The organism is Synechococcus sp. BL107, from assembly GCF_000153805.1.
Classification (GTDB): domain Bacteria; phylum Cyanobacteriota; class Cyanobacteriia; order PCC-6307; family Cyanobiaceae; genus Parasynechococcus.
On sequence record NZ_DS022298.1, the window covers coordinates 540,293 to 555,691 of the forward strand.

The window sequence follows — 15,399 nt, forward strand, 5'->3', positions numbered from 1 at the left end:
GGAACGCGGCCTCGTCTCATTTATGAGACTCGATCGGCCGCATGTCCTGCTTGTTCCTTCAATCCGATCCAATCATCATGGGCCGCACTCTGGAGAACAAGCAACAGATCGTCGGAGAGCTCAAAGGGCTCCTCGCCGAGACCGAGCTGGCATTGGTTCTTGATTTCAAGGGCCTGTCCATCAAGGAAATGTCTGACCTGCGGGATCGTCTCCGGGTCACCAACAGCGTCTGCAAGGTGACTAAAAACACCTTGATGCGCCGTGCCATTGATGGTGACAGCTCCTGGGCCAACCTCGATTCACTTCTGACCGGTACCAACGCTTTCGTTCTTGTAAAAGGCGATGTTGGTGCTGGTGTTAAGGCCGTTCGGTCTTTCCAGAAAGAAGTCAATAAGTCTGAGACGAAGGGCGCTCTTTTCGAAGGCAAGCTTCTCTCTCAAGACGAGATCAAGGCCATCGCTGATCTTCCTTCCAGGGAAGAACTTATGGCTCAGATCGCTGGTGCAATCAACGCTGTGGCCACCAAGGTTGCCGTTGGCATCAACGAGGTTCCCACCGGTATGGCCAGGGCACTCAAGCAGCACGCCGAAGGCGGCGACAGCTGAGTTAGCTCTGCCACCACGTCTATTTCCTGATCTGTTGCTGATTTTCAACCATGTCTGCAAAAACCGACGAAATCCTCGAATCGCTGAAATCCCTTTCCCTGCTGGAAGCTTCCGAGCTTGTTAAGCAGATCGAAGAGGCTTTTGGTGTCTCCGCCGCCGCGTCAGCTGGCGTCGTGATGGCTGCTCCTGGCGCTGCTGGTGGCGGTGAGGCTGCTGAAGAAAAGACCGAGTTCGATGTTGTCTTGGAAAGCTTCGAAGCTTCCGCCAAGATCAAAGTTCTCAAGGCCGTTCGCGAAGCGACCGGCTTGGGCTTGGGCGATGCCAAGGCCATGGTCGAGGCCGCTCCCAAGGTGGTCAAAGAAGGTGTGTCCAAGGACGATGCCGAGGCCCTCAAGAAGGCCATCGAAGAAGTGGGTGGCAAGGTCACGGTCAAGTGATCCTGTGGGATCGGCTTTCCGCCGATCCGCATCTCATTCTTTTCAACAAAAGCAACCCTCCTTCGAGGGTTGCTTTTTTGTGGTGCCTTGGACTTGCCAATAAAAAAACCCCGCCAAAGGCAGGGTTTTTTGAGGAACACGTTCAGGAGTCTGTCCTTGTTTCGACCCTGAAGAGGCGTTCAGCACTCCTCACACAGATAAAAATTAGGGCCCTCAAATTGTGATTGGTTGTTCTGCCGGACTCTCTAGCAACTGGCACTGTGCCACTGTCTAGCGTTGGCTCTTGTAAGGGATCACTTGCAGCGGGATCGGTCCAGCGCTGGCGACTCGCTGAACACTGCTAAGCCGTGATGCCAAGGAACTACCACGTGATGTCTTGGGGCTTGGTGGGATTGGTGGCGGCATGCTCGGGGCTCTGGAGGGTCCGAGCTTGGCCATGCTTGAGCCTCTGGCCTGGCGAATCGCCCGCGCCATCAACAGCTGAATCGGATCTGGATTGGCGAAATAAAGATGGCTCAGGGTTTGTCCTTGGTAAGCGCGTCGTTCGAGCTGCCAGTCGTCATTCAGCTTTAGCCGAACAAAGCCATTGCGCTGTCGGCGGGGGATGGGTGCACGCCCAACCACGATCGGTGCTTTTTGATCTGGATTGAAGGCTTGCAGTTGCAGGGTTGATCCGCGTTGCATCACACGCAACCGGAACCGCCTGCCAAGGTCTGAACCGCCGCTGCGGAGGGAATAGCCATTGCTATCGAGATAGCGGCTGCAAATCCCTGCGAAATTAAAGCTGTTCAGCGTGGGCTCGACTAGGCCATCGGCGCGTGGCCTCCAGCACAGGGGTTTGCGTTTGATTTGTTCGAGCACCAGCAGTTTCCAGCCGGTCCGACCGACGGGTTGCGCCAGCACGGCAAACCGGTCTTGAGCGAGGGGCTTGCTCTCGAAGATTCCCCGGGCAGCGAGCGTGTTGGGCAACAGCAGGGCCAGAACAACCGTCGCAGCAACACCGGTGGCAGCCATGCCTGCGGCTTGGAGGTAAGTTCGCCTCATACACGGCTGCGTGAGAACCCGTGTTCTACCGAATGTTGCGAGGGGGGACCAATGGCTGATGGACGGGGCCGTGTGGTGGCTGCCGCAACGGATGGTGCCTGCCGGGGCAATCCGGGCCCGGGCGGATGGGGTGCGTTATTGCGGTTTGAGGATGGCAGCGTTGAAGAGTTGGGTGGTTATCACCCTGCCACCACCAACAATCGGATGGAGCTCCAGGCAGCTTTGGCGTTGTTGGAGCGCCTCAAAGACTTGCCCCGACATCCCGATCTCACTTTGAGAACTGACAGCAAATACCTCATCGATGGTTTGGGATCCTGGATGAAGGGGTGGAAACGCAAAGGCTGGCGAACGGCTGCGGGGAAGCCTGTGCTCAATCAGGATTTATGGAAGTCGTTGGATGCGGCTCGCCTCGACGACGTTCCGCTCACCCATGTGAAGGGCCACAGCGGTGATCCAGACAATGAGCGAGTCGACCGCATTGCTGTGGCGTTTTCTCAGGGTGCTGCTCCCGATTTAGCCGTTGGTGTGAAGACTTCGGTTGCTCCGGCGCCTCTTCAGAGCGATCTGGCGCCGGCACCGCTCCAGCAGCTGCTGACACGGTTGGAGCTCGCAGACCGGCTGGCGGAAGGGGCCTTTGCCCTGACGGTGATTGAGCTGGCGCAGTTGGTGGAACAACCCATCAAGCAGTTGGACGCCAAGGATGGCCCTTGGATTTGGCGTGATTGGTTGGTCAGTCCGGCGGACACCGGTCGCTGGCGCCTGCAGCGTCGCGCGGGAGGATCAGGGGAGTCGTGAGACTCCGGATGTCACCGTCTTCTTCGGATGGTCCGCTTGGCAGCGGTGCTTTTTATCAACGTTGGCTGGGGCCTCTCCTCGCTCGCGATGAAGGCCTCGATGCAGAGCAGCTCTCGCAAGTGGCATTAACGGCCCTTGGTCAGGCAAGCCTGCGCCGCCGCTGGCCCGGGGTGTCATCCGTTCTCGATGGTGTGGCGGCCGATCTACAGCGTCGCGACCTGCGCTTGGAGCAGGTGTTGTTTGGTTGTCGTTTTCCGAATCCCGTTGGTTTGGCGGCTGGATTCGACAAAAACGGAGTGGCGGCTGGGATTTGGGATCGTTTTGGTTTTGGCTTTGCCGAGGTTGGCACCGTCACTTGGCATGGTCAGCCGGGGAATCCCAAACCACGCTTGTTCCGCCTTGCAGAGGAGCAGGCGGCGTTGAATCGCATGGGATTCAACAACGATGGTGCACAGGCGTTGTTGAAAACCCTCGACCGTCAGCGGTTAGAGCCGCCGGGTCAACGCCCGGCAGTCTTGGGAATCAATGTGGGCAAATCGAAGGTCACATCCCTCGATCAGGCGCCCGATGATTACGCCGCATCCCTGGAGCACTTGGCTCCCATGGCGGATTACGCCGTCATCAACGTGAGTTCCCCCAATACGCCAGGTCTGCGCGATCTACAGGATTCAGTCCAGTTGCGGCGCTTGGTGGAGCGGCTGCGTCGGTTGGCGGCCTGCCCGCCCTTGCTGGTGAAGATCGCTCCAGATCTCGATGATGAGGCCATCGATTCGATTGCGCGTCTTGCCTATCAGGAAGGTTTGGCCGGAGTGATCGCGGTGAATACCAGCCTCGATCGGCTCGGATTGGCCCAACGACGCTTGGCCCAAACCGGTCGCACCTTGGCGGAGGAAGCGGGGGGATTGAGTGGTGCGCCCTTACGCGGACGAGCGCTTGAGGTGATTCGCCGCCTTCGGGCAGGGGCTGGGCCTGCCCTTCCGCTGGTGGGAGTGGGTGGGATCGATTCCCCGGAGACGGCTTGGGAGCGCATCGTGGCCGGTGCATCGCTGGTGCAGCTCTACACCGGTTGGATTTTTCAGGGTCCAGATTTGGTGCCTCGAATTCTGGAGGGCTTGGAAGGGCAGTTGGATCGGCATGGTCTGCGCTCCATTGGCGAGGCCGTCGGATCCGGACTCCCTTGGCAACCCTGACGTCTGTGCTGTTCAAGGGCGGTTTCACCGATAACCGATACCTTTGATGGAGTGGCGAATGCACGGTGCCTCTGCCATCCCTGGCTGAGATCCCACAACTCCAGGCATTGCAAAGCCAAGTCCGCCGCTTGTGGGCTGCCCAGACGGTGGTGGTCTTGGCATCGGAACGTGGACTGTGGATCGCTTGGCCGTTGAACGAGGAGTGGCAAGTCGCTGCAGGATCTTGGCCTGAAGGGTGTTGTCGCGATGGGATGCCGATGCAGCGGAGGCGATGGCCGAACTCTTGGCCGACCTATTGCTGGACCACGATTTGATCGACGCCCAGGTGGAGTTGTTGCTTCCCCTGTCGGGGGTTCACTGGCGTGTGTTGGATGGGATCGAGCCCGGTCAGTTCGAGCAGGTCAAGCCGGCGTTGGCGGATTTGCCTTGGCCGCTGCAGCCCCAGGAGAGTTACACCGCACTCACCTCCATGGGCACTTCTGATGGCTCAGTGACGGGGAGCTCAGTGACGGTGGCCCTTGGGGTGACCCGTCTACAGCTTCAGGCGTGGATTGATGTGATGGACCAGGCGGATTTGGTTTTGCGTCGCGTCGATTGGTGCCTCAGTTCGGCCCTGCGCGGCTTGCTGCAGCTCACCCATTCCTGGTCGGGAAATCTGGCTTGGCTGATCCAAGACGGCCGATCGTGTCGTTTGGTGCTGTTGCGAGGTGGTGTACCTGAGCTGGACCAGCTGATGACCACACCAGCTTCTGATCTTGAGGGCTGCCAGCGTGAGCTTCGGGCTTGGCTCACCGCCTGGCAAAAGAGGTCGCCGTCGTCGGCTGAACTGGGTTGGTGGTTGTCCGTGGCCCACGATCAGGCGGATCTCTGGAAGCCTCTTGTGGATGGGGGCCGCGGCGAATGTCTGCTGCCGCAGGACCTACCGCCTTTTGAGCAGGCCATCGATTCAGACCCAGCTCATTCACTTGAGCCGCTGGAGCATCTCGCCCTTCTAAGCAGCATCAATTGGGACGCGGTGGCCTGATGCAGAACGAGCGGCCCGATTTACTCCGCGATCGTCGCCTCGAGTTGGGACTTCCTCCCATTCCTCCGCCGCTGCGGCCAGCTCGCGGGCTGGTGGTGACTCGATTGCATCGATACCATCCGCGCATAGCTACGGCGTGAGAGTGGTACCGGCGTGTTGATCCATTCTTCGAAACCTCTCTTTTCTCTGGCCCTATCGATCGGCATGGGTTTGGCCGGGCCCGTTGGCCTGATCCATGGAGCGCCTCCGATGCAAGCCCGCACCCAAGAGGGTGTCGCGCTTCAGCTGGCGCGTCGGAATCGCCACATGGACGTGGTGGTATCGGGGCTGGGGGATACGGCTCGGGTGGTGACCCAGAGCAGTGACGGGTCGATGTGGACAGGGCGGTTGAGCAGTGGTGCCGATGCAGTGTTGAGCGCAGGGCCGCGGCAGATGTCGATCCCGGGTGTGGGTTGGGCCTCGATTCAGCCGGCTCCTATCGGCAGTGGCTTTCAGGTGGTGGTGAAAGGACCGCTGGGTGCGACTTTGCCCGCCCCGACGATCAGCGCGAATGGTGAGGAGTTAATTCTTCGTTTTATGGGGGTGTTGGCTGACACCAATCCTCGCCAGATGAGTCGGCTGGATTTGCGTCGTCCGGGACGGGTGCCGCAGTCGTCCTATGCCCCTCAATTGCGCCCCCGAGCCGTTGCACCGCCATTGGGAGATATGGCGATTGGAACGATGGTTTTGCAGAACCGCAGTTACGTCAATGTCAGCGGTCCGCCAGTAACGCTCTCGCTGAACAACGCCCCCGCCAAGGACGCGCTGATGTCGTTGGCTCGGTTGGGGGGATATGGCTTTGTGTTCGTGGGAGGGGATAGTGCGGCGACGCCTACTGGAGGTGATGGCGACACAACCGTGACGATGGCGTTTGCCGACCAGACCTACGGTCGAGCGCTGAATTCTGTGTTGTTGGCATCGGGGCTGCAGGCCAAGCTCGATGGACGCACCTTGATGGTGGGAACGTCGGTGTCGGGCAAAACCTTTGCCCCGCAGATGTCGAAGGTGTACCGCCTGAATCAAGCCAGTGCATCGTCTGCAGCTGATTATTTGGCCAGCCTTGGAGCTGAAATCAATAAGGTGACCGTTGTTGGCACCACCACTGGTGATAGTGGCGGCGGTGCTGGCGGTGGCGCTGGTAGTGCTGGTGGCGGGGCTGTTTCAGCCACGTTCACCGATGTTGAAACCTATGGCGCTGCAATGGGGCCACTCAGAGGCTTAACCGGTACGACCGATTCTCGGCTAGAGACGGTCACGTTGGTGGGTGATTCGCAATTAATCGCTGTAGCGGAGGGATATCTCAAGCAGATCGATTTGCGTCAACGTCAAGTAGCCGTAAAAGTTCAGATCCTCAACATTGATTTGCTTAATGATAAATCGATTGATTCGAGCTTCTCTGCAAAGTTGGGTGACACCTTCATTGTGAGTGAAAGTGGTCGGGCATTTATGAATTTTGGTGCCTATCGGCCTGGAAATCGTCAGGGTACTGGTTTGTTGAATAACGGCACTCAGTACACGTCTCCAGGCGAGTATTCGGCAGGATTGGGTCAAGTTCAGCAGCAGAAAGTCTTTGATCCTCCTCTCGTTGCAAAGCAGAAAGAGGTGACGAATCAGTCTTCGAATTCTGGCGGTACAACAACAACAACAACGCTGGTTCCCGTTTTGGTCGATGGACAAGAGGTGTTTGTTCCTTCCAGTGATCCCACGGCCGCGGCGAGTCTTACTCCCCGGTTCGATAAAAAAGGACGGCCTATTTATGTAGCGGGTAAAGATCCAAATAAGTTCTCGTATCCAGAAAATTCTTTTTACAGCTATGTCGAGGCGGTGATTGAAAGTTCTAGTGCAAAAACTCTTGCTCAGCCCACCCTTCTCGTCCAAGAAGGGCAAGAGGCAGAGGTTCAGACTGGCACAAGTGTGATTACGTCTGTATCAACAACTGACACTAGCAATGGCTCAACTCAGTTTGAATATTCCCGAGAAAATGCGGGTCTTTCATTGAAGGTGAAAGTCAGCAAAATTGATGATAATGGCTTCGTATCACTCAATATTGATCCGGAAATTTCCGTGCCAGAGCCGGCTGGTGAAAGTAATGGAGTCGCGATCTTTAATATTGTTGGCCGCAGCCTAAGTTCTGGTTCGATCCGCTTGCGGGATCGTCAAACATTGATCCTCACCGGTGTAATTCAGGATCAAGATAAAGAGATTGCCAGAAAATGGCCGATCTTGGGAGATCTCCCTGTGATCGGACAGCTGTTTCGTAGTACCGACTCTCAGCGCAGCAAAAATGAGCTAGTTATCTTAGTTACGCCGATGATTGTTGACGATGAAATGGGAGGGTCCTATGGCTATGGCTATCGACCCTCGACCCGCGAAGCGCGACAGCTGATGGGCCCAAGTTGAGATCAATCTGAGATCTTCACAAGGCTGGTAGAAAGAGTTTCATCGCCATGGGGAGGAGTGCTTGCGAAGTTGAAAGTAGACCATTTAAGACAGCAGATCCCGCACCATTTCCACTGGGCTGATTGTTGGGTTTGTCTTGAAGCGATAGGGCTGCAATGCTGAGCTGCTCAGCAGCCTCATTTGCGCCATTTTCGGCATAAAGCTGGCTTGCATAATTGAAGTCTTGAATCGCGAGTGGGCGCTTCCCCAGTTGTTCACGAGAGATCCCACGGGCCACCCAGCTTTCGGCAGATTCGGGTAGTTTGAGAATCGCTAACCCGAAGAGTTCTTCCGCATCGCTCCACCGATCCGATTCCGCCGCTGTCACTCCGGCGTTGTGGAGTGCGGCATAACTTTGCGTTGTTGGCTGAAGACCAACAGCACCACGCCAATGGGCTTGCTCAAGGGCATTTGGATCGAGGACCGCACCCGTTAGGTCCACCTCACGCAGATCAGTGCCCACTAGTGTTGTGCCTCGCAGACTGGCTCCTCGCAATGAGGCGCCACGCAAACTGGTGAAGCTCAAATCAGCGCCACGCAAATTGGCGCCATCGAGCCGCGCTTGGCTCAGATTGGCCCGTTGAAGTTTGGCTCCTTCAAGGTCGGCATCCTGGAGCTGGGCATGCACGAGATTCACATCTGCCAGTTGGCATTGCCGACATTGGTGTGTTTGCAGCAGTTGGATCAGGGCTGCATCGCCTCTCGGAGCAGCTGGGGCTGATGCTGTGGAACTGATCAGGGCGAACGTCAGCCAAAGCCGGAGATGGGAAGCCATCATTAGGTTCGCCGCAATGGCCTGTTGTAGCGATGCTTCTTCTGGATGTCGAACGTCTTAGGCGGCCATGACATCTGGCGTTTCACGGCCAGTGGCTTGTTCTTCTGGTTTGTGCTGTTCTCCGGTATCCGTGCCCTTCGCTTGCACCAACAGCTCTGCCGCTACGGCGTCCATCAATTCTTGTTTGGCAGCCCGCTGATGTGCTGCGAGTGGGATGGCTGGTGTTTGCAGGCGTAGGCGAACCCCTGGGTCGTTGGGCCATTCACTGTTGCTTCCCAGCAATTGCAAGAGGTCCACAACAGCCACCCAGTTAAGTGGAGCTCCTGCTCGGCTGCCGCTCGGGCGAAAGGCCGGTGGTGTTTCTCCGTGTTGCGTTAACGGATCAAACTCACCTTGGGTTGATGCACGAAACCGCACCACCGCCGCCGGATGCCGATGAAACCAGAGGCGATCGTCGCGAACGGCGTGATGCATCCATCGAAGTGGTTTCAAAAATTATGCCGTTGATGGCAAGCCTTGTTTAGGTGGCGCTTAACGCGGTGAGTTGTTCGTCGAGCATCGCCTTGAACTGAATCCAGGGCATCGCGCCTTCCACAATCTCCCCGCGATGGCTGTTGTCGGTGCGCGTTGGCCCGATCACAAAGGTGGGCGTAGCGCGAATGCCGTGGAGCTGGGCTTCGGAAACATTGGCGTTGATCAAAGCCTTTGTGGCAGCTCGATTCATACAGGCCTGAAGTGTGTTGGCATCAACTCCCTGTTCGCGGGCAATTGCCACTACTCCTTTGCATTGCAAGCAGCTCTGTCCATCAAATAAGGCTCCGTACGTTGTCCAATATTTGTTTTGCTCACCAGCGCACCGCGCAGCGGCAGCCGCAGGGAGAGCTTGGCGATGGAAGGGCAGGGGGAGATCTTTGTGGATGAAGCGCACGAGTCCGGTCTCGATGTACTCCTTTTTCAAATTGGGCATCACGGTTTGATGGAACTGTTGGCAGTAGCGGCACTCAAAATCACTGAATTCCACGATGGTGAGTGGTGCTCGAGCGGTACCAAGGCTGGGTTCGCCCTCCACTAGGAGATCAGTGGTGAGCTTGGGTTGGAGCCTCGTTTGGGGTTCCCCAGTTTCATTCGTGGGGGGACGTGGGGTGGTGGCCTGCAGGAGCAAGGTTCCACCCGTTCCAAGGCCAAGTCCCAGGGCCAGCAGTGCGATCGAGGAAGCAAGCGTGGAGAACTTCCGATGCAAAAGCCGCATGTTTCTCAACCGTCATTGACTAAATCATGGCGTTTTGATTGATTTCCCGATTCAATGGAAATCAATTCTGAGGTGCATTTTTGAGTTCGGGCGCCTGGCTGGATCTTGATCTTCTGCGGCAACGGCGCGAGCGTTTTGGAGATCAGCGCCCGGAGATCCTGCCTGTTCGCACCCTGCTGTTGCGGGGGGCAGCGATTGGTGCGGCTTTGCCACTGCTGCTGGTACTCACATGCGTTTGGTTGTTGTTTCAAGAACACCGCCTTGTTCAGGAAGCCAACGATCTGCAGCCCCTCGCCGCAGAACACGACATTCTTCAAGCGCAAATCCTGAAAGAGACCAATGCTTTGCAAGCTTTGGTTCAAACCAATAAAAATTTGGCCCGTTCGATGGCTGATGTGCGCTCGAGTTCGGCCTTGTTTGGTGAGCTGCGGCGTTTGATGCCGATTGCGATGCAATTGGACCAGGCCCAGGTGGATGGCAACCAACTGGAGTTACGAGGTGTGGCGGCGCAACCCAATGGTTTGCGGTCCGTCAATGCCTTGATGTTGTCGTTAGCTCAATCGGGCTTGTTTCAACCGGATGGCGTAGTGCTTAAGCGAGCCCAGCTGCAGGCTTCGAGTGGGAATCAGACGACTGCAGCGACCAATGGTCGTGTGATGTATTCCTTGATTGCTGAATTTTCACCCGATGCCGTGAAGGCGATTCGCCCTGAATTGTTGTCGCTTGGAGCTGATGGCCTCGATCAGCGAATGAAGCGGCTTGAGCAAGAAGAGGATCTGCTCGAATGACCAATCTCTCCGGTGAGCTTCGTCAGGGTCGGTTCAAGTGGCTGACACCAGAGAATGCTGTTGTTGTCTTACCTGTGTTGGCTGGTTTAGCGATGGCAGCCTTAATTGCTCCCTCCGGGATATGGCCGCTTTCGGAGCGAGTGACCAATAAAAAGGAGGAGGTTGAGTTACTCCGTAGTAAGAGCATCGCGGTGCCCCAGTTGAGGCAACAGCTGGCGGAACTATCTGCTCGTCAACGCCTGCGTGAACAGCAATTGGATCGCCTCCTTGCGCTAGTGGCAGGAACCTCTGAACTGAATACTTTTCTTTCTGAACTCAACGACCTGGCCTATGCCACTGGAGTGGTGATCACGACCACTGAGCCAGGGGATGTGCAGCGTTTCATTGCTCAGGCATCTCCAGCGGGTACAACAGATAGTGCACCCCCGGCGGCGGGGGGTGAGGCTGGCTCAGCGCCATCTGGTGATGCCCTTTTGAACAAGGGTTTGGAAAAGCGCTCGGCCGGACTCACCGTTCAAGGTGGCTTTCTTCCGGTGTATGAATTTTTACGTGCTCTCGAGAAACTACAGGTGTTTGTGATTGTTAGTGAAATGGATATTCAGTCAGAGGCCCAATCTCGCACTGAGAACAACGAAGTGGCTTCCCCGAAAATTAGGATGTCTCTCGAACTCACAGCCTATGGACGGCAAACTGTTAGCTACGACCCAGTCAATAATAAAAAGCCAGATATTCCTCCTAAAGAAACTGACCAGCCTTTATCTCTGCCCTAATGGTTTATCTCTACGCTGGATTGGGTGCCATGATGTTGTCGGGAATTATGGCAATTTTTGAGATGGGATTAGCTGTTACCGGTCAATCGCTACTTCGGCCCCCTGAAGACGTTTACTCTGCGGATATTGTCGCGAAAAATCTTGATAAAAGTTTCATTCAAAACTTATACGATGGCGAATGGGAAAAAGACTTTAAAAATGCAACTCCACCCGTTGCGATATCTTGCACTAACTTGCTCGAGCCTGAAGGATATTCTTGGAAATTACTTGAGACGGGCTTCTTTAAGGGCTCCTGTGCCGCCAATAATGCAAATCACCGTATTTTGGTAGAATTAAGCTCTGGAGTTTTTGCTTATCGCGTTTATAGCTGCTTTGTTGAGAGTGATAATGGAAAATGTTCTTTTGAACAGGAAGTCTAGGATATATGGTTGATGCGATTGTTGGTGGTGTCATTATGGTGGTAGCAACGACATCCTTGTTTCTTGCTATCGATGTGGCTGAAAGGGCAATGAATAGTTCCGGGCGTTATTGCCTAAGTGAATCCGAGAAAATAACCTTGAGTCGTGCGGGCTTGTCAGAAGGTGAGGTAGATATATTTTGGAGTCAGAATCTTAGGAATGCGCCAACTCATTTAGATAATGGTGATCCTGCTATGAGTGCGATGTCGGCCCAAGAATGCGAATAGTGGTTTGTAATGGTTCGTTGAGGAAGGTCTGCAGGATGCAATCCACTCAGCTTGGCATGACATTTTTGGAGTTTTTGATAGCTTCGTTGATGTTGGCAACATTTTCTGGCGTAGTTGCCATGGTGATGGAGTTTACACTTAGGTTTCTTGGTAATGCTGAGAAAGCTGCCGGAAATGGCATTCTGATTGATCATGCAGAGGCTCAATTGAGCATGGATCGATTGACCAAAGTGCTATCTCAGCCTGGCATCAGTAAGGATGAGATAGTTGGCAATATGGTTGCTAAGTGCACTAAAAATCCTGCTGTAGAATGGGGGAATGTGGATGTCCTTCCGATCCCTGAAATCTATCCGCCTCTCGGTTATCAGTTCTGTCTTGGTACTACGTCCGTCATTGAGGACGATTGGTCTGTCTTGTTAGATGATGGAAAGCCTGGTATCTACATATTGCAAGCTTTGCCTGAAGGCTCGGTCGATCCATCTAGGCTTCCAGTAAGGCGTTTATTTTGCCGACCCCGTCCGTTTTGTTAGGCCTATGACAAATAGTTCTGTTGTTGGGTCAACATTTTTCGGAATTGATATTAGTGGGCTAGGAGATCAATGGAGCTCTTGGATTCGTCGGCTTTCTAAGCGAGTGCTGTTATTGGAATTTGGTAGTGATTTTTTGCGGCTATCCGAGAGTTCTATTACCCCAAATGGCATTCAACTGAATCACATTAGTCGTGTCCAGTTGCCCCCTGAAGCCTTGGAACGTGGGGTTCCTACTGATCCCAGGAAGATGGCAGGTTTGCTTCAACAGATTTGTGCGGAAAAAAAGATTCGTGCCCACCGAGTTGCTGTGGTGTTGCCGCCAGAAGTTGGATTTCAACGGATTGTTGAACTACCTACAGCATTGTCCACGGATGAAGCGCGTGGGTATGTGCAAGATGCAAAAAATTGCATCCAGATTCCTTTCCCACTGGCTCAGACCGACTTTGATCTTTCACCAGTACCATTCCCGGGGGATACAAATTCACATGGAGATCATTCTCCCTATCTGTTGACGGCGATTCCTCAACTTTTGGTGGATCGTATTATTGAGACATTACAAATTGCAGACTTTGAGCTGCAGCTACTTGAGTTGGGGAACTCAAGCCAGTTGCGTGCCATGGCACTGGATTTCACGGTCTTGCCCTCTCATCAGGTCGATTTGGTATTGGAGCTACTTCCGAATAGTAGTGACTTGTTATTGGTGACATGTTCAGGCCTTTTGGCTTTTGAACGATTGTCTGCCATACGGGATTTTCCAGATCCTGAGCTTGATGAGGATCAGGTCGTAACGGCACTCGATTCAGGTCTTTCTGCTGAGTCGTTCGTCGTGAATGATGAACGCTATTTGCCACTTTCTGAGCTGGACTTAAGAGTTTTAGTAGCTGATTTTAAGAGGTCTCTACAACGCTTTTATGAACTATGCCCAGGTTGTGAGATTCGTTGTTTGCAGCTTGCTGGAATCAACAGTGCGCATCCATTACTAGCGAATTTATTACAAGAAAGCTTGGGGCTCCCTGTCCAGCTGCATCGCCCTCTCTTGTCACTCGGTGTGTCGGGCTTTTCACTTGACGATGTATTGGTTCAAGCTGGTTTAGGTCGTCTGGTAGGTCTTGGCTTGGGTTTGCTATCTCGTGAGCAGCTTTTGTCGTGTCCACTTGATGCATCTAAAAGTGTAAATAATGTTGATAATAAACTTTCAGCTGTTGGTATAGATCAGTTGATTGTTGCTAAGGCTCCTAGTAGTTCGGCATCTAGCTTGCCGTTTTTGCCTGCGAAATCCTTGGAAGCTGTTAATCAACAACCAATTGACTTGCCATCTCCTGTTTCACCTGCTCAAGACACTGCTGATGAGATTCAATTAACAGAGGTTATTGACATTACGGATGAGGTGGTCTCTCCTCTCCAATTGAAGGAGGAGGTGGTGAGTGAGGTTAAAGAGGAAGAGGAGTGGCCATCAATCGGTGTAGACGAGTTGAATGAGGAGGTGATGAGTGGAGTTAAAGAGGAAGAGGAGTGGCCATCAATCGGTGTAGAGGAATTGAAGGAGGAGGAGGTGTTGAGTGAAGTTAAAGAGGAAGAGGAGTGGCCATCAATTGGAGAAGAGGAACTGAAGGAGAAGGTGGTGAGTGAAGTGAAAGAAGTAGAAGGGGCTAATCGAAAACCCCTTAATGTCACTGATCCACCTGAGCAGAAAGACGGTTCAGATGATGGATTGTTATTAATTCCTGGCTTGGAGAATGACTCTCCGAGCCCTCCTAAAAAGCAATCTAGCAAGACATCATTGGACGCTACTTCTAGTAATTCTGATTCTCTTGGCGAGTTGCGTTTTTCTGACGATGATTGAGGCGGCTTCTATGGATAACTAATTTATTTGCCCATTGTTGTGATCAAACTGAACATGGGCAGGTAAAGAGCAATCACAATAGTTCCAACAATTCCTGCCACCACAAAGACAACTGCGGGTTCCATAGCTTTTGTTAATGACGACACGGCCGATTCCACTTCTCGTTTATAAAATATTGCAAGTTTTTCGAGCATAAAACTCAGCTGACCAGTCTCCTCGCCGATTTTGATCATTGAAATTACGAGTTTTGGGAACACCCCAGAGCGACCCATGGAATAGTTGAGCTCCTGTCCTTGGCGAATAAGTAGGATTGATTCTCGTAATGTTCTGCGAACGAGTTCATTCGAGCTTGCTGAAATACAGCGTTCAATGCCATCAACAATTGGGATTCCAGAATTAACTAGTGTTGCCAGTGTGTCGCACATGCTGGCCATCTCTGATTTGCGAAGAAGATCACCAAAAAGAGGTACTTTCAGAATGTTCTTGTCGACATTAAGCCTGCCTATCGCCGTGCTGTAATACCCTCTAAATAAATACATGATTAGTAGAACTGTTAGAGGCGCGCCAAATGTGAAATATGGAGAGGTGACAAACTTTGATAGTTCGAGCAGAAAGTTTGTGAGTGCAGGAAGTTCTGCTCCCATGCCATCAAACATGGCTTTAAATCTTGGAACGATGAAGATCAGTAATGCCAAGCTCACACTTACGGCCAGCACCATAACGATCACTGGATAGACCAGTGCCCCAATGATCTGGCCTCGAATCTTTGCGCGTTCTTCTAAAAGAAGTGCAATGCGATCGAGAACATCTTCAAGAATTCCGCCGGCTTCTCCTGCTTCAATCAGTCCAATTGTCAGTGGTTCGAAGACTTTTGGATACTGACGTAAGCTGAGAGAAAGTTCCTCTCCGGCACTTAAACGTGATGAGATTCGTTGTACACATTGGCTGAGATTTTCATTTGTCATATTTTCCGCGATCAAGATTAATCCTTGTGCAAGGGGCACCCCACTTTGCAGAATGACTGCAAGTTGCCGGAAGAACACCAGCAAATCTTTTTGGGGAACTTTTAGTCTCGCGGGTGCTGGCTGACCACCCATTAATTCAGATAGTAATCCTGAGCTTTGTGGTTTTCTTTGAACAGTATTTGAAGTTTTGGTTGTTGTGGTGCTCCCGTAGCTGGCCATTG

Annotated in this window: 19 protein-coding genes; 14 read left to right on the forward strand and 5 right to left on the reverse strand. The window is 53.4% G+C overall.

Annotated features, from left to right (window positions below):
• Positions 1-77: 77 nt before the first annotated feature.
• Positions 78-605 carry a 50S ribosomal protein L10 gene (gene rplJ, locus BL107_RS02615; protein ID WP_009788715.1) on the forward strand — a complete coding sequence of 176 codons (528 nt, stop codon included), beginning with the start codon at positions 78-80 and terminating at the stop codon, positions 603-605.
• A 50-nt stretch (positions 606-655) separates the two neighbouring features.
• A complete protein-coding gene (gene rplL, locus BL107_RS02620) occupies positions 656-1,042 on the forward strand; it encodes a 50S ribosomal protein L7/L12 (protein ID WP_006169762.1) in 387 nt (128 codons plus the stop codon).
• A 270-nt stretch (positions 1,043-1,312) separates the two neighbouring features.
• Here rplL and BL107_RS02625 read toward each other — a convergent pair whose 3' ends face one another.
• Positions 1,313-2,056 carry a DUF3747 domain-containing protein gene (locus BL107_RS02625; protein WP_009788716.1) on the reverse strand — a complete coding sequence of 248 codons (744 nt, stop codon included), beginning with the start codon at positions 2,054-2,056 and terminating at the stop codon, positions 1,313-1,315.
• 81 nt (positions 2,057-2,137) lie between these two features.
• Here BL107_RS02625 and BL107_RS02630 point away from each other — a divergent pair, with 81 nt between their 5' ends.
• The 6 genes from BL107_RS02630 to BL107_RS02645 all read left to right on the forward strand — a co-directional run bounded on the left by BL107_RS02630 (position 2,138) and on the right by BL107_RS02645 (position 7,534).
• Positions 2,138-2,881 carry a ribonuclease H gene (locus BL107_RS02630; RefSeq protein WP_009788717.1) on the forward strand — a complete coding sequence of 248 codons (744 nt, stop codon included), beginning with the start codon at positions 2,138-2,140 and terminating at the stop codon, positions 2,879-2,881.
• A gap of 8 nt (positions 2,882-2,889) precedes the next feature.
• The gene (locus BL107_RS02635; RefSeq protein WP_009788718.1) at positions 2,890-4,071 is read left to right on the forward strand and encodes a quinone-dependent dihydroorotate dehydrogenase; all 1,182 of its coding nucleotides are present in this window, start codon (positions 2,890-2,892) and stop codon (positions 4,069-4,071) included.
• Between the two features lie 65 nt (positions 4,072-4,136).
• Positions 4,137-4,385 carry a hypothetical protein gene (locus BL107_RS12545; RefSeq protein WP_156779370.1) on the forward strand — a complete coding sequence of 83 codons (249 nt, stop codon included), beginning with the start codon at positions 4,137-4,139 and terminating at the stop codon, positions 4,383-4,385.
• Positions 4,307-5,095 (forward strand): hypothetical protein, encoded by a 789-nt coding sequence (locus BL107_RS02640; RefSeq protein ID WP_009788719.1) that lies wholly within the window; start codon positions 4,307-4,309, stop codon positions 5,093-5,095. The genes BL107_RS12545 and BL107_RS02640 overlap by 79 nt, the downstream gene beginning before the upstream one ends.
• Entirely contained in the window at positions 5,095-5,235 is a 141-nt protein-coding gene (locus BL107_RS12550; protein ID WP_156779371.1) for a hypothetical protein, read from the forward strand. The genes BL107_RS02640 and BL107_RS12550 overlap by 1 nt, the downstream gene beginning before the upstream one ends.
• Positions 5,236-5,248: 13 nt before the next feature.
• Complete coding sequence (locus BL107_RS02645; RefSeq protein ID WP_369791563.1) at positions 5,249-7,534, forward strand: type II secretion system protein GspD; 2,286 nt, start codon at positions 5,249-5,251, stop codon at positions 7,532-7,534.
• Between the two features lie 16 nt (positions 7,535-7,550).
• Here the strand turns inward: BL107_RS02645 and BL107_RS02650 are convergent, their stop codons facing one another.
• Genes BL107_RS02650 through BL107_RS02660 form a run of 3 tightly spaced genes read right to left on the reverse strand, consistent with a single transcriptional unit; the run spans position 7,551 to position 9,597 of the window.
• The gene (locus BL107_RS02650; protein ID WP_009788721.1) at positions 7,551-8,351 is read right to left on the reverse strand and encodes a pentapeptide repeat-containing protein; all 801 of its coding nucleotides are present in this window, start codon (positions 8,349-8,351) and stop codon (positions 7,551-7,553) included.
• A gap of 54 nt (positions 8,352-8,405) precedes the next feature.
• A complete protein-coding gene (locus BL107_RS02655; protein WP_037987952.1) occupies positions 8,406-8,822 on the reverse strand; it encodes a hypothetical protein in 417 nt (138 codons plus the stop codon).
• Positions 8,823-8,868: 46 nt separating this feature from the next.
• Positions 8,869-9,597 (reverse strand): thioredoxin domain-containing protein, encoded by a 729-nt coding sequence (locus tag BL107_RS02660; protein WP_009788724.1) that lies wholly within the window; start codon positions 9,595-9,597, stop codon positions 8,869-8,871.
• An 80-nt stretch (positions 9,598-9,677) separates the two neighbouring features.
• Here BL107_RS02660 and BL107_RS02665 point away from each other — a divergent pair, with 80 nt between their 5' ends.
• The 6 genes from BL107_RS02665 to pilM are packed head-to-tail and all read left to right on the forward strand — an operon-like array spanning position 9,678 to position 14,213.
• On the forward strand, positions 9,678-10,385 hold the full coding sequence (locus tag BL107_RS02665) for a PilN domain-containing protein (RefSeq protein ID WP_009788725.1): 708 nt from the start codon (positions 9,678-9,680) through the stop codon (positions 10,383-10,385).
• Entirely contained in the window at positions 10,382-11,155 is a 774-nt protein-coding gene (locus BL107_RS02670) for a hypothetical protein (RefSeq protein ID WP_009788726.1), read from the forward strand. Before BL107_RS02665 ends, BL107_RS02670 begins: the two co-directional genes overlap by 4 nt.
• A complete protein-coding gene (locus BL107_RS02675; RefSeq protein ID WP_009788727.1) occupies positions 11,155-11,574 on the forward strand; it encodes a hypothetical protein in 420 nt (139 codons plus the stop codon). The genes BL107_RS02670 and BL107_RS02675 overlap by 1 nt, the downstream gene beginning before the upstream one ends.
• A 5-nt stretch (positions 11,575-11,579) precedes the next feature.
• Positions 11,580-11,840 carry a hypothetical protein gene (locus tag BL107_RS02680; RefSeq protein ID WP_037987954.1) on the forward strand — a complete coding sequence of 87 codons (261 nt, stop codon included), beginning with the start codon at positions 11,580-11,582 and terminating at the stop codon, positions 11,838-11,840.
• Between the two features lie 35 nt (positions 11,841-11,875).
• On the forward strand, positions 11,876-12,370 hold the full coding sequence (locus BL107_RS02685) for a hypothetical protein (protein WP_009788728.1): 495 nt from the start codon (positions 11,876-11,878) through the stop codon (positions 12,368-12,370).
• 4 nt (positions 12,371-12,374) lie between these two features.
• Positions 12,375-14,213, forward strand: a complete 1,839-nt coding sequence (gene pilM, locus BL107_RS12020; RefSeq protein WP_083772463.1) for a type IV pilus biogenesis protein PilM — start codon at positions 12,375-12,377, stop codon at positions 14,211-14,213.
• Between the two features lie 23 nt (positions 14,214-14,236).
• Here the strand turns inward: pilM and BL107_RS02695 are convergent, their stop codons facing one another.
• Complete coding sequence (locus BL107_RS02695; RefSeq protein WP_232192725.1) at positions 14,237-15,397, reverse strand: type II secretion system F family protein; 1,161 nt, start codon at positions 15,395-15,397, stop codon at positions 14,237-14,239.
• Positions 15,398-15,399: the final 2 nt, after the last annotated feature.